The organism is Streptomyces sp. NPDC048565 (genome assembly GCF_040650935.1).
Lineage (GTDB): Bacteria > Actinomycetota > Actinomycetes > Streptomycetales > Streptomycetaceae > Streptomyces.
In genome coordinates, this window is the sequence record NZ_JBEZIH010000038.1 from 14,928 (window position 1) to 29,957 (window position 15,030).

The 15,030-nt window shown below is 71.9% G+C and carries 13 protein-coding genes; 8 read left to right on the forward strand and 5 right to left on the reverse strand.

Annotated elements, in window-relative coordinates; translation table 11 throughout:
• Positions 1–12: 12 nt before the first annotated feature.
• Entirely contained in the window at positions 13–744 is a 732-nt protein-coding gene (locus AB0C75_RS33055) for an SDR family NAD(P)-dependent oxidoreductase (protein ID WP_362895772.1), read from the reverse strand.
• A gap of 100 nt (positions 745–844) precedes the next feature.
• On the opposite strand from AB0C75_RS33055, the gene AB0C75_RS33060 reads away from it, so the two are divergent.
• The gene (locus AB0C75_RS33060; protein ID WP_362895773.1) at positions 845–1,696 is read left to right on the forward strand and encodes a helix-turn-helix transcriptional regulator; all 852 of its coding nucleotides are present in this window, start codon (positions 845–847) and stop codon (positions 1,694–1,696) included.
• Between the two features lie 199 nt (positions 1,697–1,895).
• Here AB0C75_RS33060 and AB0C75_RS33065 read toward each other — a convergent pair whose 3' ends face one another.
• Both AB0C75_RS33065 and AB0C75_RS33070 read right to left on the reverse strand, forming a co-directional pair.
• Positions 1,896–3,356 (reverse strand): hypothetical protein, encoded by a 1,461-nt coding sequence (locus AB0C75_RS33065; protein ID WP_362895775.1) that lies wholly within the window; start codon positions 3,354–3,356, stop codon positions 1,896–1,898.
• A 608-nt stretch (positions 3,357–3,964) separates the two neighbouring features.
• Positions 3,965–4,408: an ATP-binding protein gene (locus tag AB0C75_RS33070; RefSeq protein WP_362895777.1), complete on the reverse strand. Its 444-nt coding sequence runs from the start codon at positions 4,406–4,408 to the stop codon at positions 3,965–3,967.
• Between the two features lie 205 nt (positions 4,409–4,613).
• On the opposite strand from AB0C75_RS33070, the gene AB0C75_RS33075 reads away from it, so the two are divergent.
• The 3 genes from AB0C75_RS33075 to AB0C75_RS33085 all read left to right on the forward strand — a co-directional run bounded on the left by AB0C75_RS33075 (position 4,614) and on the right by AB0C75_RS33085 (position 7,843).
• Positions 4,614–5,453: a helix-turn-helix transcriptional regulator gene (locus AB0C75_RS33075; protein WP_362895779.1), complete on the forward strand. Its 840-nt coding sequence runs from the start codon at positions 4,614–4,616 to the stop codon at positions 5,451–5,453.
• Positions 5,450–5,656 (forward strand): DUF397 domain-containing protein, encoded by a 207-nt coding sequence (locus AB0C75_RS33080; protein ID WP_362895781.1) that lies wholly within the window; start codon positions 5,450–5,452, stop codon positions 5,654–5,656. The genes AB0C75_RS33075 and AB0C75_RS33080 overlap by 4 nt, the downstream gene beginning before the upstream one ends.
• Positions 5,657–5,812: 156 nt before the next feature.
• Positions 5,813–7,843 carry a tetratricopeptide repeat protein gene (locus AB0C75_RS33085; protein WP_362895783.1) on the forward strand — a complete coding sequence of 677 codons (2,031 nt, stop codon included), beginning with the start codon at positions 5,813–5,815 and terminating at the stop codon, positions 7,841–7,843.
• Positions 7,844–7,881: 38 nt separating this feature from the next.
• Here AB0C75_RS33085 and AB0C75_RS33090 read toward each other — a convergent pair whose 3' ends face one another.
• Both AB0C75_RS33090 and AB0C75_RS33095 read right to left on the reverse strand, forming a co-directional pair.
• The gene (locus AB0C75_RS33090; protein ID WP_362895785.1) at positions 7,882–9,783 is read right to left on the reverse strand and encodes an SMI1/KNR4 family protein; all 1,902 of its coding nucleotides are present in this window, start codon (positions 9,781–9,783) and stop codon (positions 7,882–7,884) included.
• 61 nt (positions 9,784–9,844) lie between these two features.
• Positions 9,845–12,430, reverse strand: a complete 2,586-nt coding sequence (locus tag AB0C75_RS33095) for a glycosyl hydrolase family 65 protein (RefSeq protein ID WP_362895787.1) — start codon at positions 12,428–12,430, stop codon at positions 9,845–9,847.
• A gap of 175 nt (positions 12,431–12,605) precedes the next feature.
• On the opposite strand from AB0C75_RS33095, the gene AB0C75_RS33100 reads away from it, so the two are divergent.
• The 4 genes from AB0C75_RS33100 to AB0C75_RS33115 all read left to right on the forward strand — a co-directional run bounded on the left by AB0C75_RS33100 (position 12,606) and on the right by AB0C75_RS33115 (position 14,908).
• On the forward strand, positions 12,606–13,358 hold the full coding sequence (locus tag AB0C75_RS33100; RefSeq protein ID WP_362895789.1) for a GntR family transcriptional regulator: 753 nt from the start codon (positions 12,606–12,608) through the stop codon (positions 13,356–13,358).
• A 251-nt stretch (positions 13,359–13,609) separates the two neighbouring features.
• Positions 13,610–13,792, forward strand: coding sequence for an SPOR domain-containing protein (locus AB0C75_RS33105; RefSeq protein ID WP_362895791.1), 183 nt, complete (start codon positions 13,610–13,612; stop codon positions 13,790–13,792).
• Positions 13,793–13,882: 90 nt separating this feature from the next.
• Positions 13,883–14,284: an NUDIX domain-containing protein gene (locus tag AB0C75_RS33110; RefSeq protein WP_362895793.1), complete on the forward strand. Its 402-nt coding sequence runs from the start codon at positions 13,883–13,885 to the stop codon at positions 14,282–14,284.
• Between the two features lie 186 nt (positions 14,285–14,470).
• Positions 14,471–14,908, forward strand: coding sequence for an ATP-binding protein (locus tag AB0C75_RS33115; protein WP_362895795.1), 438 nt, complete (start codon positions 14,471–14,473; stop codon positions 14,906–14,908).
• Positions 14,909–15,030: the final 122 nt, after the last annotated feature.

Genomic DNA, 15,030 nt, shown 5'->3' on the forward strand with positions numbered 1-15,030 from the left:
CCGGGCCCGCTCTCACCAGGGGACGGAGCCCTCGCGGTCGCGGTACTGGCAGGTCGGTCCGGGTGAGGTGGTCGCCAGCTCGACGATGGCGTCGGTGCCTTCGGTGACGGTCTGGGTGCCCTGGTGGCGGTTGAGGTCGGTGGCGGTGAAGCCGGGGTCGGCCAGGTTGAAGCGGATCCCGGGGATGGCCTTGGCGTACTGGGTGGTGATCATGTTGAGGGCGGCCTTGGACGGCGGGTACATCAGGTGGGGGAAGGACGACTCCTTCCGCTCGGGGTCCGTCATGATGGTCAGCGACCCGGAGCCGCTGGAGACCATCACCACCCGTGGGTCGTGTCCTGCGCGCAGCAGTGGCAGGAACGCGTGTGTCACGCGGACCGGGCCGAGGACATTGACGTCCAGGACCGGGACGAGGTGTAGCGGTGTGGTGTCCTCGGGGCCGACGAGCGGGCCGGTGATCCCGGCGTTGTTGATCAGGACGTCCAGCCGGCCGGTGCTCGCGCCCACGGTGCGTACGGCGCCGGCGACCGATGCGTCGGAGGTGACGTCCAGCGGGACGAAGGTGACGTCGGCGCCTTCGGCGGCGAGCTCCTCGCTCGTCCGGCGGCCCCTGGCCTCGTCACGTGCCCCGAGGAAGACCCGCCAGCCGAGTGCGCCCAGACGGCGGGCCGTCTCCTTGCCGAGCCCCTTGTTGCCTCCGGTGATCAGGACGGTGGTGGTGGAGTGGCTGTGTGATTCGCTCATGCCCCGACCATCGGCCGTCGTCGGGAAGCTGTCCAGAGAGGCCTGAGACTGGGAGCGGCCGTCCCTGGATCCCCCTTCGGGGCGGGTGGACAATCGCCCCATGGACCGTCTCGAACTCGCCCACGTCCTCAAGGCCGCGCGGGCACGCATCGCGCCCGACGAGGTCGGTCTGCCGGCAGGCCCGCGACGGCGGGTGGCCGGCCTGCGGCGCGAGGAGGTGGCCCAGTTGGCCGGGCTGAGCGTCGACTACGTCGTCCGCCTGGAGCAGGGCCGGGGGCCGAGACCGTCCGCCCAGGTGCTGACGGCACTGACCAGGGCGCTTCGGCTGGAGACCGACGAGCGCGATCAGGTCTTCCGCCTCGCGGGCAGCGCCCCGCCGCTCGCGGGCCGGGTCGAGATGTCGGTCAGGCCGAGCGTGCTGCGGCTGCTCCAGCGGCTGAACGACCTGCCGGCCCTCGTGCTGTCGGCCAAGAGCGATGTGCTGGCGCACAACCCGATGGCCGACGCGCTCCTCGGCGACCTGAGCCGCTGGCCCGAGCGGCGGCGCAACATCATCTGGCAGCGGTTCCTCGGCACCGTCGGCACCCGCGTGGCGCCAGGTCCCGAGGAGGACGAGGCGACGGCGCAGCACGCCGTCGGGTCGCTGCGCACCGCGCTCTCCCGTTACCCGGACGACCCGGACCTGCGCGCGCTGGTCGATGAACTGCTCACCGGCAGCGAGCGGTTCCGGGGCATGTGGGAGGAGGGGGGCTCGGTGGTGCGGCGGTCGATGCACAAGACGGTCGATCACCCCGACCTCGGATCACTCGTCCTGGACTGCGACACCCTGCTGCTGCCGGACACCGACCAGTCGTTGATCGTCTACTCGGCGGCGGCCGGCACGCGCGAGGCCTCGGCCCTCGACGTCCTGCGCGTCACGGGCACCGAACGGATGCGCGTGGGCGGCCCGTAGGACGCCAGTTCACCCGGGACGAGTCGCCGGACGCTCGCGGCGATCCGGTCGATGTCGACGTCGGGGGCGGCTTCGTCGGGCCGCTCGGCTCCCGTATGCCGGGCAGGCCCTGGACCACTCCGGGACGGACCGCCCGGCCGACGAGACCTCGGCCGTCGCCCACGCCTCCGCCCGCGTCAGCCCCCAGGTCCCGTCCCGGTCAGGAGGCCAGCTTGGCGGCGATGAGCTTGATGGCGCTCTTCTCGTCATCACCGATGCGGCCCCAGTCGAGCCCCAGGGACGCCACCGTGTCGCGGGCCAGCTCCCCCTGGACCGGGTCCGTGCTCTGTGCGAACCGGTACAGCGCCGCCGCGTACTGCGCACGCTCGCTGCGACCGGTCCTGCGCCAGAAAGCCAGAGTCTTGCCCAGGTGCCGGAAGGCCGAGTCCCCGGGCGCTTCGGCCCCGGTCTGCTCCCAGCGTTTGGCGAGCGTCTGCCACGCCTTGTAGGAGGCGAGGGAGAGTGCGACCGCCGCGGCCGCGGCGGCCAGTCCCCAGCCCACCGGTGTGGTCACGAGTATCGCTGCACCGGCGGTGGCACCGGCCGCGATGGCGATGGTGGAGATGAGGGAGGCGACTCCGGCGGACACGCCCAGGGCCCCCGAGAGGGCGGTCACCATCTTCTTGTTGACGCCCCGGCTGTTCTTCCGGGCCGCGTACTGCTGGATCTGCCGCAGGGTGATCTGCTCGTCGCCGTCGCTCTCGCTCCGGGAGGCCGCCGCGACTTCGTTGAGGGCGTTCTTGATCGCCTCTTGGGCCTGTTCGCGCCGGGCGGCCTCCTGCACGGCGACCGTGTGCGCGCTGACGGCTTCCTGGAGCTGCCTCTCAAGATCCTCGTACGTGAGCCTGAGGTCGCCCAGCCGATCGATCGTGGTGTCCGGGTACTGCCGCTGGTCCGCCGGCCGCGCCTGGTCCTCGACCCGGTCCCCGTACTCGGCGTGCGCGGCCTCGAAGGCGCGGTCCAGCGCATGTACCGATGCGAGGCGCGCCTGCACCTCCTCTTCGGCCGCCTGCAGCGCCAGCTTCGGCTCCTGGTCCTGCCGGCGCATGAGAGCTTCGAGCTCCTTCACCCGCTTCCGGGCCTTGACCGCCTTGCGGATGTAGCGCCCGGTCTGAACCGCGGCAACCGGCAGACCGACGCCGCCGCCACTGGAGAGCACCGCGTTGTAGGTGGCTGGTGCCTGGCCGGCGAGATTCATCGCGCCACCCGCGGCGTTGGCCATACCGCTCAACACGGTCCCGGCGTTCTGTGCCCCGTCGGCGTTGGCGGCGCGCAGGTCGCGTGTGTGGGCGTGGTGCTGTCCGCTGCCTTGCGGCGCCTGACTGAGTCCCTGACGTGCGGCGCGGCCGTCCCGGACGTTCCCGATCAATCCGGCGCCCGCCACCAGAGCGGTGGCCGCGGGGCCCGCGACGCCCACGTTGTAGGAATCCGTGGTGCTGACGGAGGGATCGTCGTACCGTCCGCCGATGGTCGAGGTGGCGGTCGGGTTGGCCAGGTCGGAACCCAGCGCGAGCGTTTCGCTGCCGGTCCGGACGCCGGCTGACGCGGTGCCCTTGGCCTGCGCACCGCGCGACGGGTTCGCGGACGTCGTCGCCTGCTCCTCGACACCTACCCGCTGCACCGGGGTGCCGGTGGGGGCCGGCCGTACATCAGCCGATTTCCCAAGGGCGGAGGACAGCGCGGCGTTCCCGGCGCGTCTCTGTAGCGCCAGCATGTCCCCCGGGGCCACCACGTCTCCCCGCCGGGCCGCGACGGCGCCCGCGGCCCGCGTCTGAGAGACGGGCAAGCGCGCTCGCTGCGCGGCGCCCTCGTCCTTTGATGCGCCGCTTCTTACCGCGTTCGCCCGCACGCCGTCCCCTCGCCTCGATCCGCTGTAGTACCCAGAGGTTACGGCCATATGATGTGACTGTGGTGCCCCGGTGTACTTGTTGTCAGGGCAAATTTCCCAGGACTTCGTACGGTTGCCACTTCGGGACGGCTCATCGCGTGCAGAACGTCCTTGGGGAGTCCGGAACCACACTCTGCAACAGCCCTGTACGTGCGCCAGGCTTCAGGGGCAGGCACCCCCGAGGTCCAGCCCTCCCGGTGCAGGCACCCCCGAGGTCCTGGTCGGCTCGTACGGCCGCGCCTTGTGCGACCCCGTCCGTCGCCGGCTTGTATCCGTAGCAGGCGTTGAGGTTCTTCTGCAGGGCGGTGACCGCCGAGTTGCTCATCCCACGGTCACGAGAGTCACGCACGTGCCGTTTCCAGTACGGCCCACACGGTCTTGCCCGGGGCGCCCTCCCGTGCGGTGACGCCCCACTCCTCGGCGAGGGCGGCGACCAGGATCAGTCCTCGCCCCGTCTCCTCGTCGACGGGCAGGCCGGTGGAGGCGGCCGGCAACCGCTCGCCCCGGGTGTCGCCGACCTCCACCCGCAGTCGTCCCCCTCGCGCCCGGCTCAGCCGGAGCAGCGCGTCCCGGCCGGGTACCAGGCCGTGCGTGACCGCGTTGGCCGCCAGCTCCCCGACGACCAGGCTCACCGTGTCGTTCACCTCGGAGCCGTAGCGGTGGCCCCATTCGTGGGCGCGGTGGGAGGCCAGCCGCCGGGCGAGGCGGGCGGCGCGTGGCGTGGAGGAGAAGCGGAGCTCGAAGGCGTCCGTGGGGTGCGGCGCGGTACGGCCGGAGGTCGTCATGGGTCGAAGATCCCGCCCCGAGCACCGCTCTCACCAGCACCGACGGCCGTACGGGCGCGGTCTGTCGGGGCTCTGCCGGATTCTGGCGGGGCTGTACGGGCGCGCCGTCACCCGTGGGGCGGACATCCGGGCCGAAACCGCCTCCCGGGGCTGCGCCCGGTCATAGCGTGCTGTCACTGCGCGCCGACCCAGGGAGTGAGGAAGCATGGACGTTGCCGTGGCCCGTGCCGCCGAAGGCTCGGCGGACCCGGGGAGCGGGTTCCTGCGCTGCTTCGGCCAACAGGTGAAGCTCCTGCGCGAGGCCGCGGGACTCACCCAGGCGGAGCTCGGCGCGAGCGTCGGATACGGCGAGGCGCACATCGCCTCGGTCGAGCAGGGGCGCCGTATCCCCAAGCCGGAGATGGTGGACGCGGTGGACCGGGTCCTGGGCGGGCACGGGGTGCTGGTGGCCATGAAGGGGGAGGTGGAGCGGGCGCGGTACCCGTCCTTCTTCCGGGAGTACGCGCGACTGGAGGCGGAGGCCACCCAGTTGCACGCGTACGACAGCCACGTGGTCAAGGGGCTGTTGCAGACGGAGGAGTACGCGCGAGCGGTCTTCGAGATGTGGCGTCCGCTGCTGGACGCGGACACGGTGGAGCGGCGGATCGCAGCACGGATGGAGCGGCAGAAGCTCTTTGCCCGGCGTCCGGCACCGCTGCTGAGCTTCGTCATCGAGGAGACTGTCCTTCGGCGCCCGCTCGGCGGAGAGGCCGTCCTGCGTGGCCAGTTGGAGCAACTGCTGCTCTACGGGCACGAGCGCAACATCGAGATTCAGGTCATGCCCACCGACCTCGTCGAACACGCGGGGCTGGCCGGGGCATTCACGTTGCTCCACATCGGCGATCGTCGCAGGATTGCCTATGCAGAGGTGCAGGACGACAGCGCACTGCACTCGGAGCCGAAGAAGGTCGGCGCGTACGAGTCGACCTACGGCGTGCTCCGGGCCCAGGCCCTCACTCCGAGGGAGTCGCTGGCCTTCATCGAGAGACGGTTGGGAGAGCGATGAACACAGAGGTATCCGTTCCGTGTGCAGGTGGCCTGACGTGGTTCAAGAGCAGCTACAGCGCGGGCAACGGCGGGGACTGCGTGGAGGTGGCGACCGCGGAGGTCTCCGTGTACGTACGCGACTCCAAGCAGGCCGAAGGCCCCGTCCTGCGCGTCGCAGCCGGCCAGTGGGCGACGTTCGTGCGGATGGCCGCGTGCGGCTGACGTAACACGGCGCGCATGGAACGCGGGCGGGGCCGGGCAACGGTTCCGCCCGCGTCTGGTTCCGTTCCTCTTTGTGAACTGGGGCGATCGTGTTGGCCGTTAGGTGTTGACTGGAGCGGTCGGCGAGCGTGGTTCCGGTAAGTAGGAGGGGGTGTCATGGAGCCGCTGGTGGCGGGGGATCCGACCCGGGTGGGCGATTTCGTGTTGCATGCCCGGCTGGGCGCGGGAGGCATGGGGGAGGTCTTCCTGGGCCGCTCGCCGGGCGGGCGTGCGGTGGCGGTGAAAGTCGTGCATCCGCATCTGGCGCGGCAGGCGGAGTTCCGGCGGCGTTTCCGGCAGGAGGTGGCCGCCGCGCGGGCCGTCGGTGGAGCGTTCACCGCGCCTGTGGTGGCCGCCGGTTCGGAGGACGACGCGCCGTGGATCGCGACGGTCTATGTTCCGGGGCCGCCCTTGGCCGAGGCCGTGGCGAAGGCCGGGCCGTTGCCGGACAGCTCGGTGTGGCCGCTGGCGGCCGGGTTGGCCGAGGCGCTGGCGGCCATCCACGCCGAGAGGCTGCTCCACCGCGATCTCAAGCCGTCGAACGTGTTGCTGGCAGCCGACGGCCCGCGGGTGATCGACTTCGGGATCGCCCGGGCGATGGACGCCACGGCCCTGACAGGCACCGGCGCCGTCATCGGCACACCCGGTTTCATGTCCCCGGAACAAGCCGAGGGCGGCCAGGTAGGGCCGCCCAGCGACGTCTTCTCCCTCGGCGCCGTGCTCGCCTTCGCCGCCACCGGCAGCGAGCCCTTCGGACAGGGCCCGCCCCTGGCGGTCCTCCACCGCGTTGTCACCAGCGAGCCACGGCTGGGGGCTCTGCGCGGACCTGTGCGCCCTCTGATCACCGCATGCCTGGCCAAGAACCCCGCCGACCGGCCCACCACGGCGCAACTCCTGGAGCGGATCACGTCCCACTGGAGCCCGCCGGACGACTTCCCCGACACCCCGCCGTGGCCCCATGCCATGACCACCCTCATCGACGCACACGCCGCACCCGCCACCCTGCGGTCCACTCCGCCGCCTCAGCGCCCCACCTCGTTCGCCACCAGCCCACCGGGACGAGAACGAGAGGGCCTGACCCGGCCGCACCAGCGGGTGGAACAGGCCGACCGCACCTCCGGCCCGCGAGAGGCCGACCGGCTGCTGGCCGAGCTGATCGCGGACTATGTGCGTGTGCTGGGGCCCGATCACCCCGAAACGCTGTCCGCCCGCCACGACCAGGCCAGGGACCTGGGGGATTCGGGCAGGCGTGCGGAGGCGGCGCGTCTGCTGGCGGAAGTCGGAGCGGACCGTGCGCGTGTGTTGGGTCCGGACCATCCCGACACGCTGGCCACCCGCCACAGCCATGCCTTCCACCTGGGCGAGTCAGGAGGCTATGCGGAGGCGGCGCGTCTGCTGGTGGACGTCGCCGCCGACCGTGCGCGGGTGCTGGGGCCCGAGGACCCCCGCACACTGACCAGCCGTCACAACCACGCCCACTACCTCGGGGAGGCGGGAGAGCGTGCGGAGGCGGCGCGTCTGCTGGCGGAGGTCGCCGCCGATCGCGCGCGGGTGCTGGGGCCCGACCATCCCGACGCCCTGGCCGCCCGCAGCAACCATGCCTACCACCTACGGGAGTCAGGAGGGCGTGCGGAGGCGGCGCGTCTGCTGGCGGAGGTCGCTGCCGACCGTGCGCGGGTGCTGGGCCCGGACCATCCCGACACGCTGGCCGACCGCCACGACCAGGCCCGGGACGTAGGGGAGTCGGGAGAGCACGCGGACGCGGCGCGTCTGCTGGCGGAAGTCGGAGCGGACCGTGCGCGCGTGTTGGGCCCGGACCATCCCGACACGCTGGCCACCCGCCACAGCCATGCCTTCCACCTGGGCGAGTCAGGAGGCTATGCGGAGGCCGCGCGACTGCTGGTGGACGTCGCCGCCGACCGGGCGCGCGTGCTGGGGCCCGACCACCCCCGCACACTGACCAGCCGTCACAACCACGCCCACTACCTCGGGGAGGCGGGGAATCGTGCGGAGGCGGCGCGTCTGCTGGCGGAGGTCGCCGCGGACCGTGCCCGGGTGCTGGGGTCCGACCACCCCGACACCCTGACCGCCCGCCGCAACCACGCCTGGAACGTCCGGAACGCCCCTCGGCACCCCGGGGCATCCTGAGGCAGGCCCGCGGCGAGGGCGTGGGTGAAGTGGTGTGCTCACGCCGTGGCTGAACCATGCGGCGGCCGGCCGATGAAGGCGAAACTCTCGCCCTGGCGTGGCGCCCGGGTCCAGGACCGGGTGGTGAAGGTGCGGAGATGGCCCTCCGTCAGCGCGAAGCGGGGTAGGGACAGGCCGAGTTCGGTGTGCAGGGCCTCCAGGGCGCGTAGCTCGTTGTCCGGTTCGGGGGCGTCCGGGAGGAACAGCCGTGCGGGGTCAAGGGGCTCGGGTATCGCGCCGGAGCGCTGGATGTCCGTGCCCTGCACGGTGAACGCGTAGAGTTCCGTGCCCCGTTCGGCCACCGACAGGTGGAACGTGGCCGGGCGGCCACCCGGGTACGAGCGGCTCGGGTCGTGCCACACCACCACCGCGCGGCCGGACGCGGAGGCGGGCGGGGCGAGGGACCGGAACCGCTCGTTCAGGTACTGGGGGTCTCTGTCGAAGGCGAAGGCCCACTCGCCTTCGACGGTGCGGCCGACGGCGACCGGGGCCCGGTCCTCCCAGGGTTCCGTCCGATCCCGAGCGTCGGACCTGGGCATCCGCCGGCGCGCCCAGCGTTGGTCCATCGGCGCGCTCAGCGCGGAGCCTTCCTCGCCGATCAGGTCGGGGAAGCCGGCGGGATCGATCCCCTCGGCCCAGACGCAACGGTAGCTGCCGAGTCTCTGCCGGAACGGACCGGACTCCGTCAGCCAGGCGAGGCCCGGTGGGTCGAGATCGGGCACCGGCTCGGGAGCGAGGCCCTTCTCTCCGGCCCGGGGCGTCGCGAGGATTTCCCGCCCACGCTCAGGGGTGATCAGCGACCCCAGGAACGGATCGGCGAGCAGGCCGACCGGGGCGATCAGCAAGGGGCCCGGAGCCTCCCACAAGGGGAGCGCGTCCCTGAGTACCCGCCAAGCGGCGTCGGTCGCACCCCAGCGTGCCGATTCCCGGGCCTCGGCGACGGCCCGGCCCCACGGACCGGGAGGTGCGTAGTGATGGGTGCCGTCCCGCATCGCGCCCAGTACGGACTCTGCGGTCTCCCGGGCGACCCCGCGGGCAGCCATCACGGCCAGCCAGTGGTCGTCTCCGCCCAACCGTCCTTCGCCACGTGCCGGTTGCATGGCCTGCACGGGCAGGACGTCAGGCACATAGCGTGGGTCGGCCATCAGGAGGCCGTACTCCCGGTAATCGCGCGGAGCCAGCAGATGCCGGAGCTGGTTCAGCAGGACCGCGCTGTGCGGGCGCCCGAAGGACAGTGCCTCCTCCAGCAGGGGCAGGGCCTCCTCGTGCCGTCCGCGCAGCGCCAGCAGACGGGCCTCCTCGACGCGGGCATCCTGGGTGCGGGTGGTCGCGTTCACGAAGCCGGAGGCCGACGCCCGGTCCGAGTGGAAGGTGCGGTACATGGCCTCCATGTACGCGCGGAACGACGGGTAACGGTCCGGAAATTCGCCGCTCCAGCCCTTGTGGACGTAGAGCGCCCACTCGCCGTCCTGGCCCCTGTCGCCCGGGTCCAGCAGGGCGTGCGATATGTCGGACTCCGTCTCCAGTCGCAGCGCCCGTTGCCACATACCGGCGAGCAGGACCTCTTCCTCGCTCGGGTCGTCGCCCAGACTCTCCTCGTACAGCGGGGTCATGGCGTGCGTATCCTCGAACCAGTCGATGTCCGCGGCGCCACCGAGCTGGTAGATCGCGGCCGTCTGGTCCACGTGCCATCCGTCGCTCTCGGCCAGGAACTCCCGGTAGGAGAGCGGCAGCCGCATCCCCAGCCGTTTCTCGGCCGCGGCGATCGCGGCCTCGCCCGCTCCGGGTCTGCCCGGTCCGGCGAGGGGCGGCTCGCCGTCCTCGGCCTTGGCCGTGCGTGGAACCCACTCCTCCTGCCAGCGTCCCAGGAAGTCGTGCCAGTCGAAGGTCTCAGCGTTCATGGCCGGGATGCTGCCATCCGGCACCGACAACAGCGCCGCATGCCAGCACTCCGGCCGACGCCTACTCGCGTTCGGTGACGGCCAGTTCGCTCACTCCCGTCGGCTTCTCCGCGTCCGCCGAGTGCACCGTAAGCCTGACCCGGCGGGCCACGGCGCCCGGTTCGTACGGGCGCCAGGTGCGGCCGTCCAGGGAGGTCTCCAGGGTGTGGGAGGCCGGTGCGATGTCCGTCCAGCGGGGGGTGAGCGAGGCGATCCGGGTGACGTGGCGCAGGGGCACCGTCAGCGTGCCCGTCGCACCGTCCGGCGACCAGGACGTCGAGGGGCTGCCGTCCACCGCCGCCTCGGCGTACAGGCCGGGTGCCTCGGAGTCGGCCGTGGCGGGGCGGCAGCGGGCCGCGTCGGACGTCGGGGTGAGGTCGGGGCGGCGGGTGGGGAGCGTGAGGGTGCCGGAGAGGCGGCGCGGGCCGGCCGGGGTGTGGACGGTGAAGGGTGCGCCGTCCGTCAGCCGGACCGTGGTCGTGCGCGGGCCGACGGAGACGTCGTACGTACGGCCCCGGTAGCGCAGCCCCGTCAGCTCCACTCCCTCGCGGAGCTGCGGCGGCAGGAGCGGGTCGAGGCGTACGCCGTCCTCGCGCAGCCTGAGTCCCGTCAGGCCGTGCGTGAAGACCTGGAGGAAGCCGCCCTTCCCGGTGAGGAAGTCCTCGGCGGGGAAGCCCGAGAGCGGGTCCTCGGCGCCGGACTTCTCGCCCCGCGCCTCGGAGAAGAGGTTGTACGGGCCGCGGACGAACGGGCGTACGGCGCGCTGGAGATACGTGTACGTGGCGCAGCCCGGCTCCCCGATCGCGGCGGCGTCGATCGCGTGCACCGAGTCGGTCATCGCGGGACCGTCCGGGTCGGTGAGCGCGGCGTAGTGGTCGAGGGTCGCGGCGGCGGCGCCCTCCTCCATCGGCCACTCCAGCGGGTAGATCAGCAGCACCGTGTCGGCCTGCTTGATCGTCGTGTCGTTGTAACCGGCGTACTGGAGGAACAGTTTGCGCTCGGCGTCGTACGGGATGCGCAGCTTGTCGGCGACCCGGGTCCAGCCTGCGGGCGCGGGGTGGCCGAGGAGCGCGGCGGCGCGGGTGGCGTCGCGCAGGGAGGTGGCGGCGACCGCGTTGGTGAAGACGCCGTCGGTGACGCCGTTGCTGTACTCGTCGGGGCCCGCGACGTTCTTCACCGAGTAGCTGCCGTCGGCGTTGGCCGTGGCGCGCGACTGCCAGAAGTCGGCGATGCCCTTCAGCAGCGGCCAGCCCCGGTCGGCCAGCCAGGCGCGGTCACCGGTGGCCAGGTAGTACTGCCAGACGGCGAGCGCGATGTCGCCCTGGAGGTGGTTCTGGGTGAGGCAGTGCGGCGGGTCCCAGCTCTGGCACTCGGAGTCGAGGCGCCCCTCGCTCGCGCTCGTCCAGGGGTAGAACAGCCCCTTGTAGCCCAGCTTCTCGGCGTTCGCGCGGGCGGCGGCGCGGGTGCGGTAGCGGTACTCGACGACGGAGCGTGCCAGGTCGGGGCGGGTGGCGAGCAGCCCCGGGTACATCCAGGTCTCGGCGTCCCAGAAGACCATGCCCGCGTAGTTGTCGCTGGTCAGCCCGGCCGGGGCGATGCTGTCCGACGATCCGGTCCTGGTGTTGGCGAGCAGCCCGTACTGCGTGGCCCGCAGCCAGGCCTGAAGGTCCGGGCTGCCCGGGGTCCTCACGTCGGCGGCCCAGGCGCTGCGCCAGGCCGCCGCGTTGTCGGCCACGACCCCCGACCAGCCGCGCTCGGCCGCGCGGTCGGCCGCCGCGGTCGCGGAGGCGAGCGGGGTACGGGAGGTGAGCGAGGTGTCGACGCCCACGTACTTCTCGAAGGTGTACGAGCGGCCGGCCCTGACCCGGGTGGTACGGGCGCCGTCGGTGCCCCGTTGGACGATCGCCCCTTCCGTGCCCGTGCCGAGCGTCCGGAACGTGCCGTCGTCGGCGACCGTGACCCGGCGCGCCCCGCGCTCGTCCAGCCGGCCCGTCACCGTCGCGGTGCCGCTCCAGTGCGGGGTCATCCGCAGGCGTACGGCGCCGGTGTGCGCGTCGGAACGGTCGGCCAGCACCTCGTAGGTGAGGTCGGTCGCGCGACCGTCGGCGGTGGTCCAGCGCAGGGAGGTGACGACGGTGCCGCACCGCAGGTGGAGGGTCTGGCGATAGTGGGAGACACGGCCGGCCGGGGTGCCGGAGCCGTACGTCTCGGAGCCGACGCGCACATCGAGGGTGGTCCAGGAAGGCAGCGCGGCGATCACCTCGCGACCGTCGGCGAGGTCCTTGTCGCGGGCGTAGAGCCCGGAGACGAACGCGCCGTCGTAGCGCGGGGTGTAGAGCGGCCAGCCCGTCTTCTCGCCGGTGGCGGCGTATCCGGCGCCGGCGGCGGGCACGCGGTGGCCCAGGTAGCCGTTGCCGACGTAGGGGTCGTACCCCGCGGCCTCGCCGAAGGTGGTGGAGGCGGGTGCCCACGACGCGTCGGGCTTCGCGTCCGGCCTGCCGCACACGGGGGACGGTGCGTGCCCGGCGGCGTAGGAGAGGGGCGGCAGGGGGAGGGTCAACGCGCCCGCGATCAACGGCGCGACAAGAGAGATGCGCTTGGTTCTCACTCCCCGAAGGTAGGGAGGAGGGTGGCGCCCATGTGGTAGCGGCGCGCGGCACGGGAGCAGGTATGCGCTGGTGGACGGGAAATCATCACTTCGAGTGAAACCATGGCCTGTGCTTGCGGTACTCAACCGACGGTTGCGACTCTGTTGCTGTCTGTCAACCTGTTGGGAGTGGCCTGTGGCTTTCGGTGAGCAGCCCGCCTATCTGCGCGTGGCGAGCGATCTCAGGGAGAAGATCGTCAACGGCGCGCTGCCGCCCCATACGCGGCTGCCGTCGCAGGCCCGTATCCGTGAGGAGTACGGCGTCTCGGACACCGTCGCACTGGAGGCGCGCAAGGTACTCATGGCCGAGGGGCTCGTCGAGGGCCGGTCCGGCTCGGGGACCTATGTGCGGGCGCGACCGGTCCTGCGCCCGATCGCACGCTCCGGCTACCGGCCGCAGGCGGGAGCCAGCCCGTTCCGTCAGGAACAGACTGCGGACGGGACGCAGGGGACCTGGGAGTCCCGCAGCGAGCAGGAGGGCGCGAGCGCCGAGATCGCCGAGCGGCTCGGGGTCGAGCCGGGGGACCGGGTGATGCGCACGCGGTACGTCTTCCGGGAGGCGGGCGAGCCGATGATGCTGTCCACGTCCTGGGAGCCCCTGGCCGTCACGGGGCGTACGCCGGTGATGCTGCCCGAGGAGGGCCCGCTGGGTGGCTGCGGGGTCGTCGAGCGCATGGCGGCGATCGACCTCGTCGTGGACAACGTGGTGGAGGAGGTCGGCGCGCGTCCGGGGCTCGCTGAGGAGCTCCTGGCGCTCGGCGGGGTCCCGGGCCATGTCGTGATGGTGATCGGGCGTACGTACTACGCCTCGGGACTGGCGGTGGAGACGGCCGATGTGGTCGTCCCCTCCGACCGCTACCGGATCGCCTACCACCTGCCGGTCAAGTAGCCGTCGGGGCGGGCGGGGTGGCAGGCCGGGCGCCTGTGGCGCCAGGAAGGCCGTCCGATGGCCGGAAGGGGGCGCATTCGGGAGAGTGCGCCCCCTTCGGTATGGCCGGATGCGTGTCTCTTTGTGTAAACACGCATCCGCTGAGTGAAGGTCAGGCGTACGCTCGGGCATATGCGTACTGCGGTTTCCTGGGGATCCTTAGAGACGTGCACGCCGGTGGGAAGAGGGGCGGAATGCTGGGGAGGGGCGTCATGACGGACAGTGGCGCCGTGCTCCCCTGGCTGGTCATCAGACAGGACGACAACGGCAACAGATATCGCGTCGGACGCTATGCGACGCAGGCCGAGGCACAGAAGATCGCGGACGGTCTGGACCGTCATGGGCACAAGCAGCTCTACTGGGTGGAGCGAACGAGCCGGAGTGCGCGGCCTTAGGGCGGTAGCCCGGGCCGTCCGCGTGGGCGGGCGGCCCCCTGCGGCCGCCGCGGCGCCCCTCCGGAGCGAGCGAGTGAGCGAGAGCAGGACATGCCGGCATTGATCGACACGGTGGCGTGGGTGCGGGTGGAAGGCGGGAGGATTCTCTGCGCGCGGCCCCGGGGCAAGAGCGTCTTCTACATCCCCGGCGGAAAGCGGGAGGGTGCGGAGAGCGACCTGGAGACCCTGCTGCGCGAGGTCGAGGAGGAGCTGACGGTGGCTCTCCTGCCCGCCACCGTGGCGCACGTGGGCACGTACGAGGCCCAGGATGCGGGTCTGCCGGACGCCGCTGTCGTGCGGATGAGCTGCTACACCGGGGACTACCGGGGCACACTGGCCGCCAGCAGCGAGATCGAGGAGACGGCCTGGTTCTCCTACGCCGACCGGCCCCTGGTCCCACCGGTCGACCAGCTGCTCTTCGACGACCTCAAGGCGTCGGGCGAGCTGGACTGAGCGTGGACACCGTCGGACCATGGCCTCGGACACGGGCGTGGGTGTGGGCCCCGGGGCGTCGCACCCGGGAGTGTTGTACACCCGTACGCCCCAAGAAGTACTGTCTGCGGTAGTTTGCGTCCTGCGTCGGGTATGTGCCGATCAGGCCCTTTGAACGGGGCGCGCCCCCGCTGCCGTCCCCGGGAAGTGATCGGCGTGACCGAGACCGAAGGCGATTGTGCCGAGTGGAGCTTTCCGGCTGTGCCGGGCTCCGTGCGCAGCGCCAGGCACGCGGTCCGTGACGCACTGCACCAATGGGCGTTCGACGCGGCGGTGGGCGACGTCGCCGTACTGCTCGTCAGTGAGCTGGTGACCAATTCCCTGCGCTATGCCTCCGGACCCATCGGTGTCCGGGTGAGGTGGCCGCATCCCGACGGTGAGGAGCCCGGTACGGGCGCCGGTGGACGGGGTCTGCTGGTGGAAGTCTCCGATCCGCTTCCGGATCCGCCCACCGAACGCACGGCCGGAACCGAGGACGAGAGCGGGCGTGGACTGCAGCTCGTGGCTTGTTCCGCGCGTAGCTGGGGCACCCGGCGCGGAAAGAGGGGCAAGACCGTGTGGTTCGAGCTCGCTCTGCCTGGTTAGGAGTGGGAGGGGACGGCAGAGGCGATCACCGGAGGCCCTCAGGACCTGGCTGAAAGGGACTGAGACCGTGCTGTGATCGTGAACGCCGTGCCGGTGAGGCCCGTAGTGCTGAATACTGCGGG

Bases quoted from the DNA above. Each gene is read 5' to 3' on its own strand.
- AB0C75_RS33055 (WP_362895772.1), bottom strand. From the start codon at position 744: ATGAGCGAATCACACAGCCACTCCACCACCACCGTCCTGATCACCGGA.
- AB0C75_RS33060 (WP_362895773.1), top strand. From the start codon at position 845: ATGGACCGTCTCGAACTCGCCCACGTCCTCAAGGCCGCGCGGGCACGC.
- AB0C75_RS33070 (WP_362895777.1), bottom strand. From the start codon at position 4,408: ATGACGACCTCCGGCCGTACCGCGCCGCACCCCACGGACGCCTTCGAG.
- AB0C75_RS33075 (WP_362895779.1), top strand. From the start codon at position 4,614: ATGGACGTTGCCGTGGCCCGTGCCGCCGAAGGCTCGGCGGACCCGGGG.
- AB0C75_RS33080 (WP_362895781.1), top strand. From the start codon at position 5,450: ATGAACACAGAGGTATCCGTTCCGTGTGCAGGTGGCCTGACGTGGTTC.
- AB0C75_RS33085 (WP_362895783.1), top strand. From the start codon at position 5,813: ATGGAGCCGCTGGTGGCGGGGGATCCGACCCGGGTGGGCGATTTCGTG.
- AB0C75_RS33090 (WP_362895785.1), bottom strand. From the start codon at position 9,783: ATGAACGCTGAGACCTTCGACTGGCACGACTTCCTGGGACGCTGGCAG.
- AB0C75_RS33105 (WP_362895791.1), top strand. From the start codon at position 13,610: ATGACGGACAGTGGCGCCGTGCTCCCCTGGCTGGTCATCAGACAGGAC.
- AB0C75_RS33110 (WP_362895793.1), top strand. From the start codon at position 13,883: ATGCCGGCATTGATCGACACGGTGGCGTGGGTGCGGGTGGAAGGCGGG.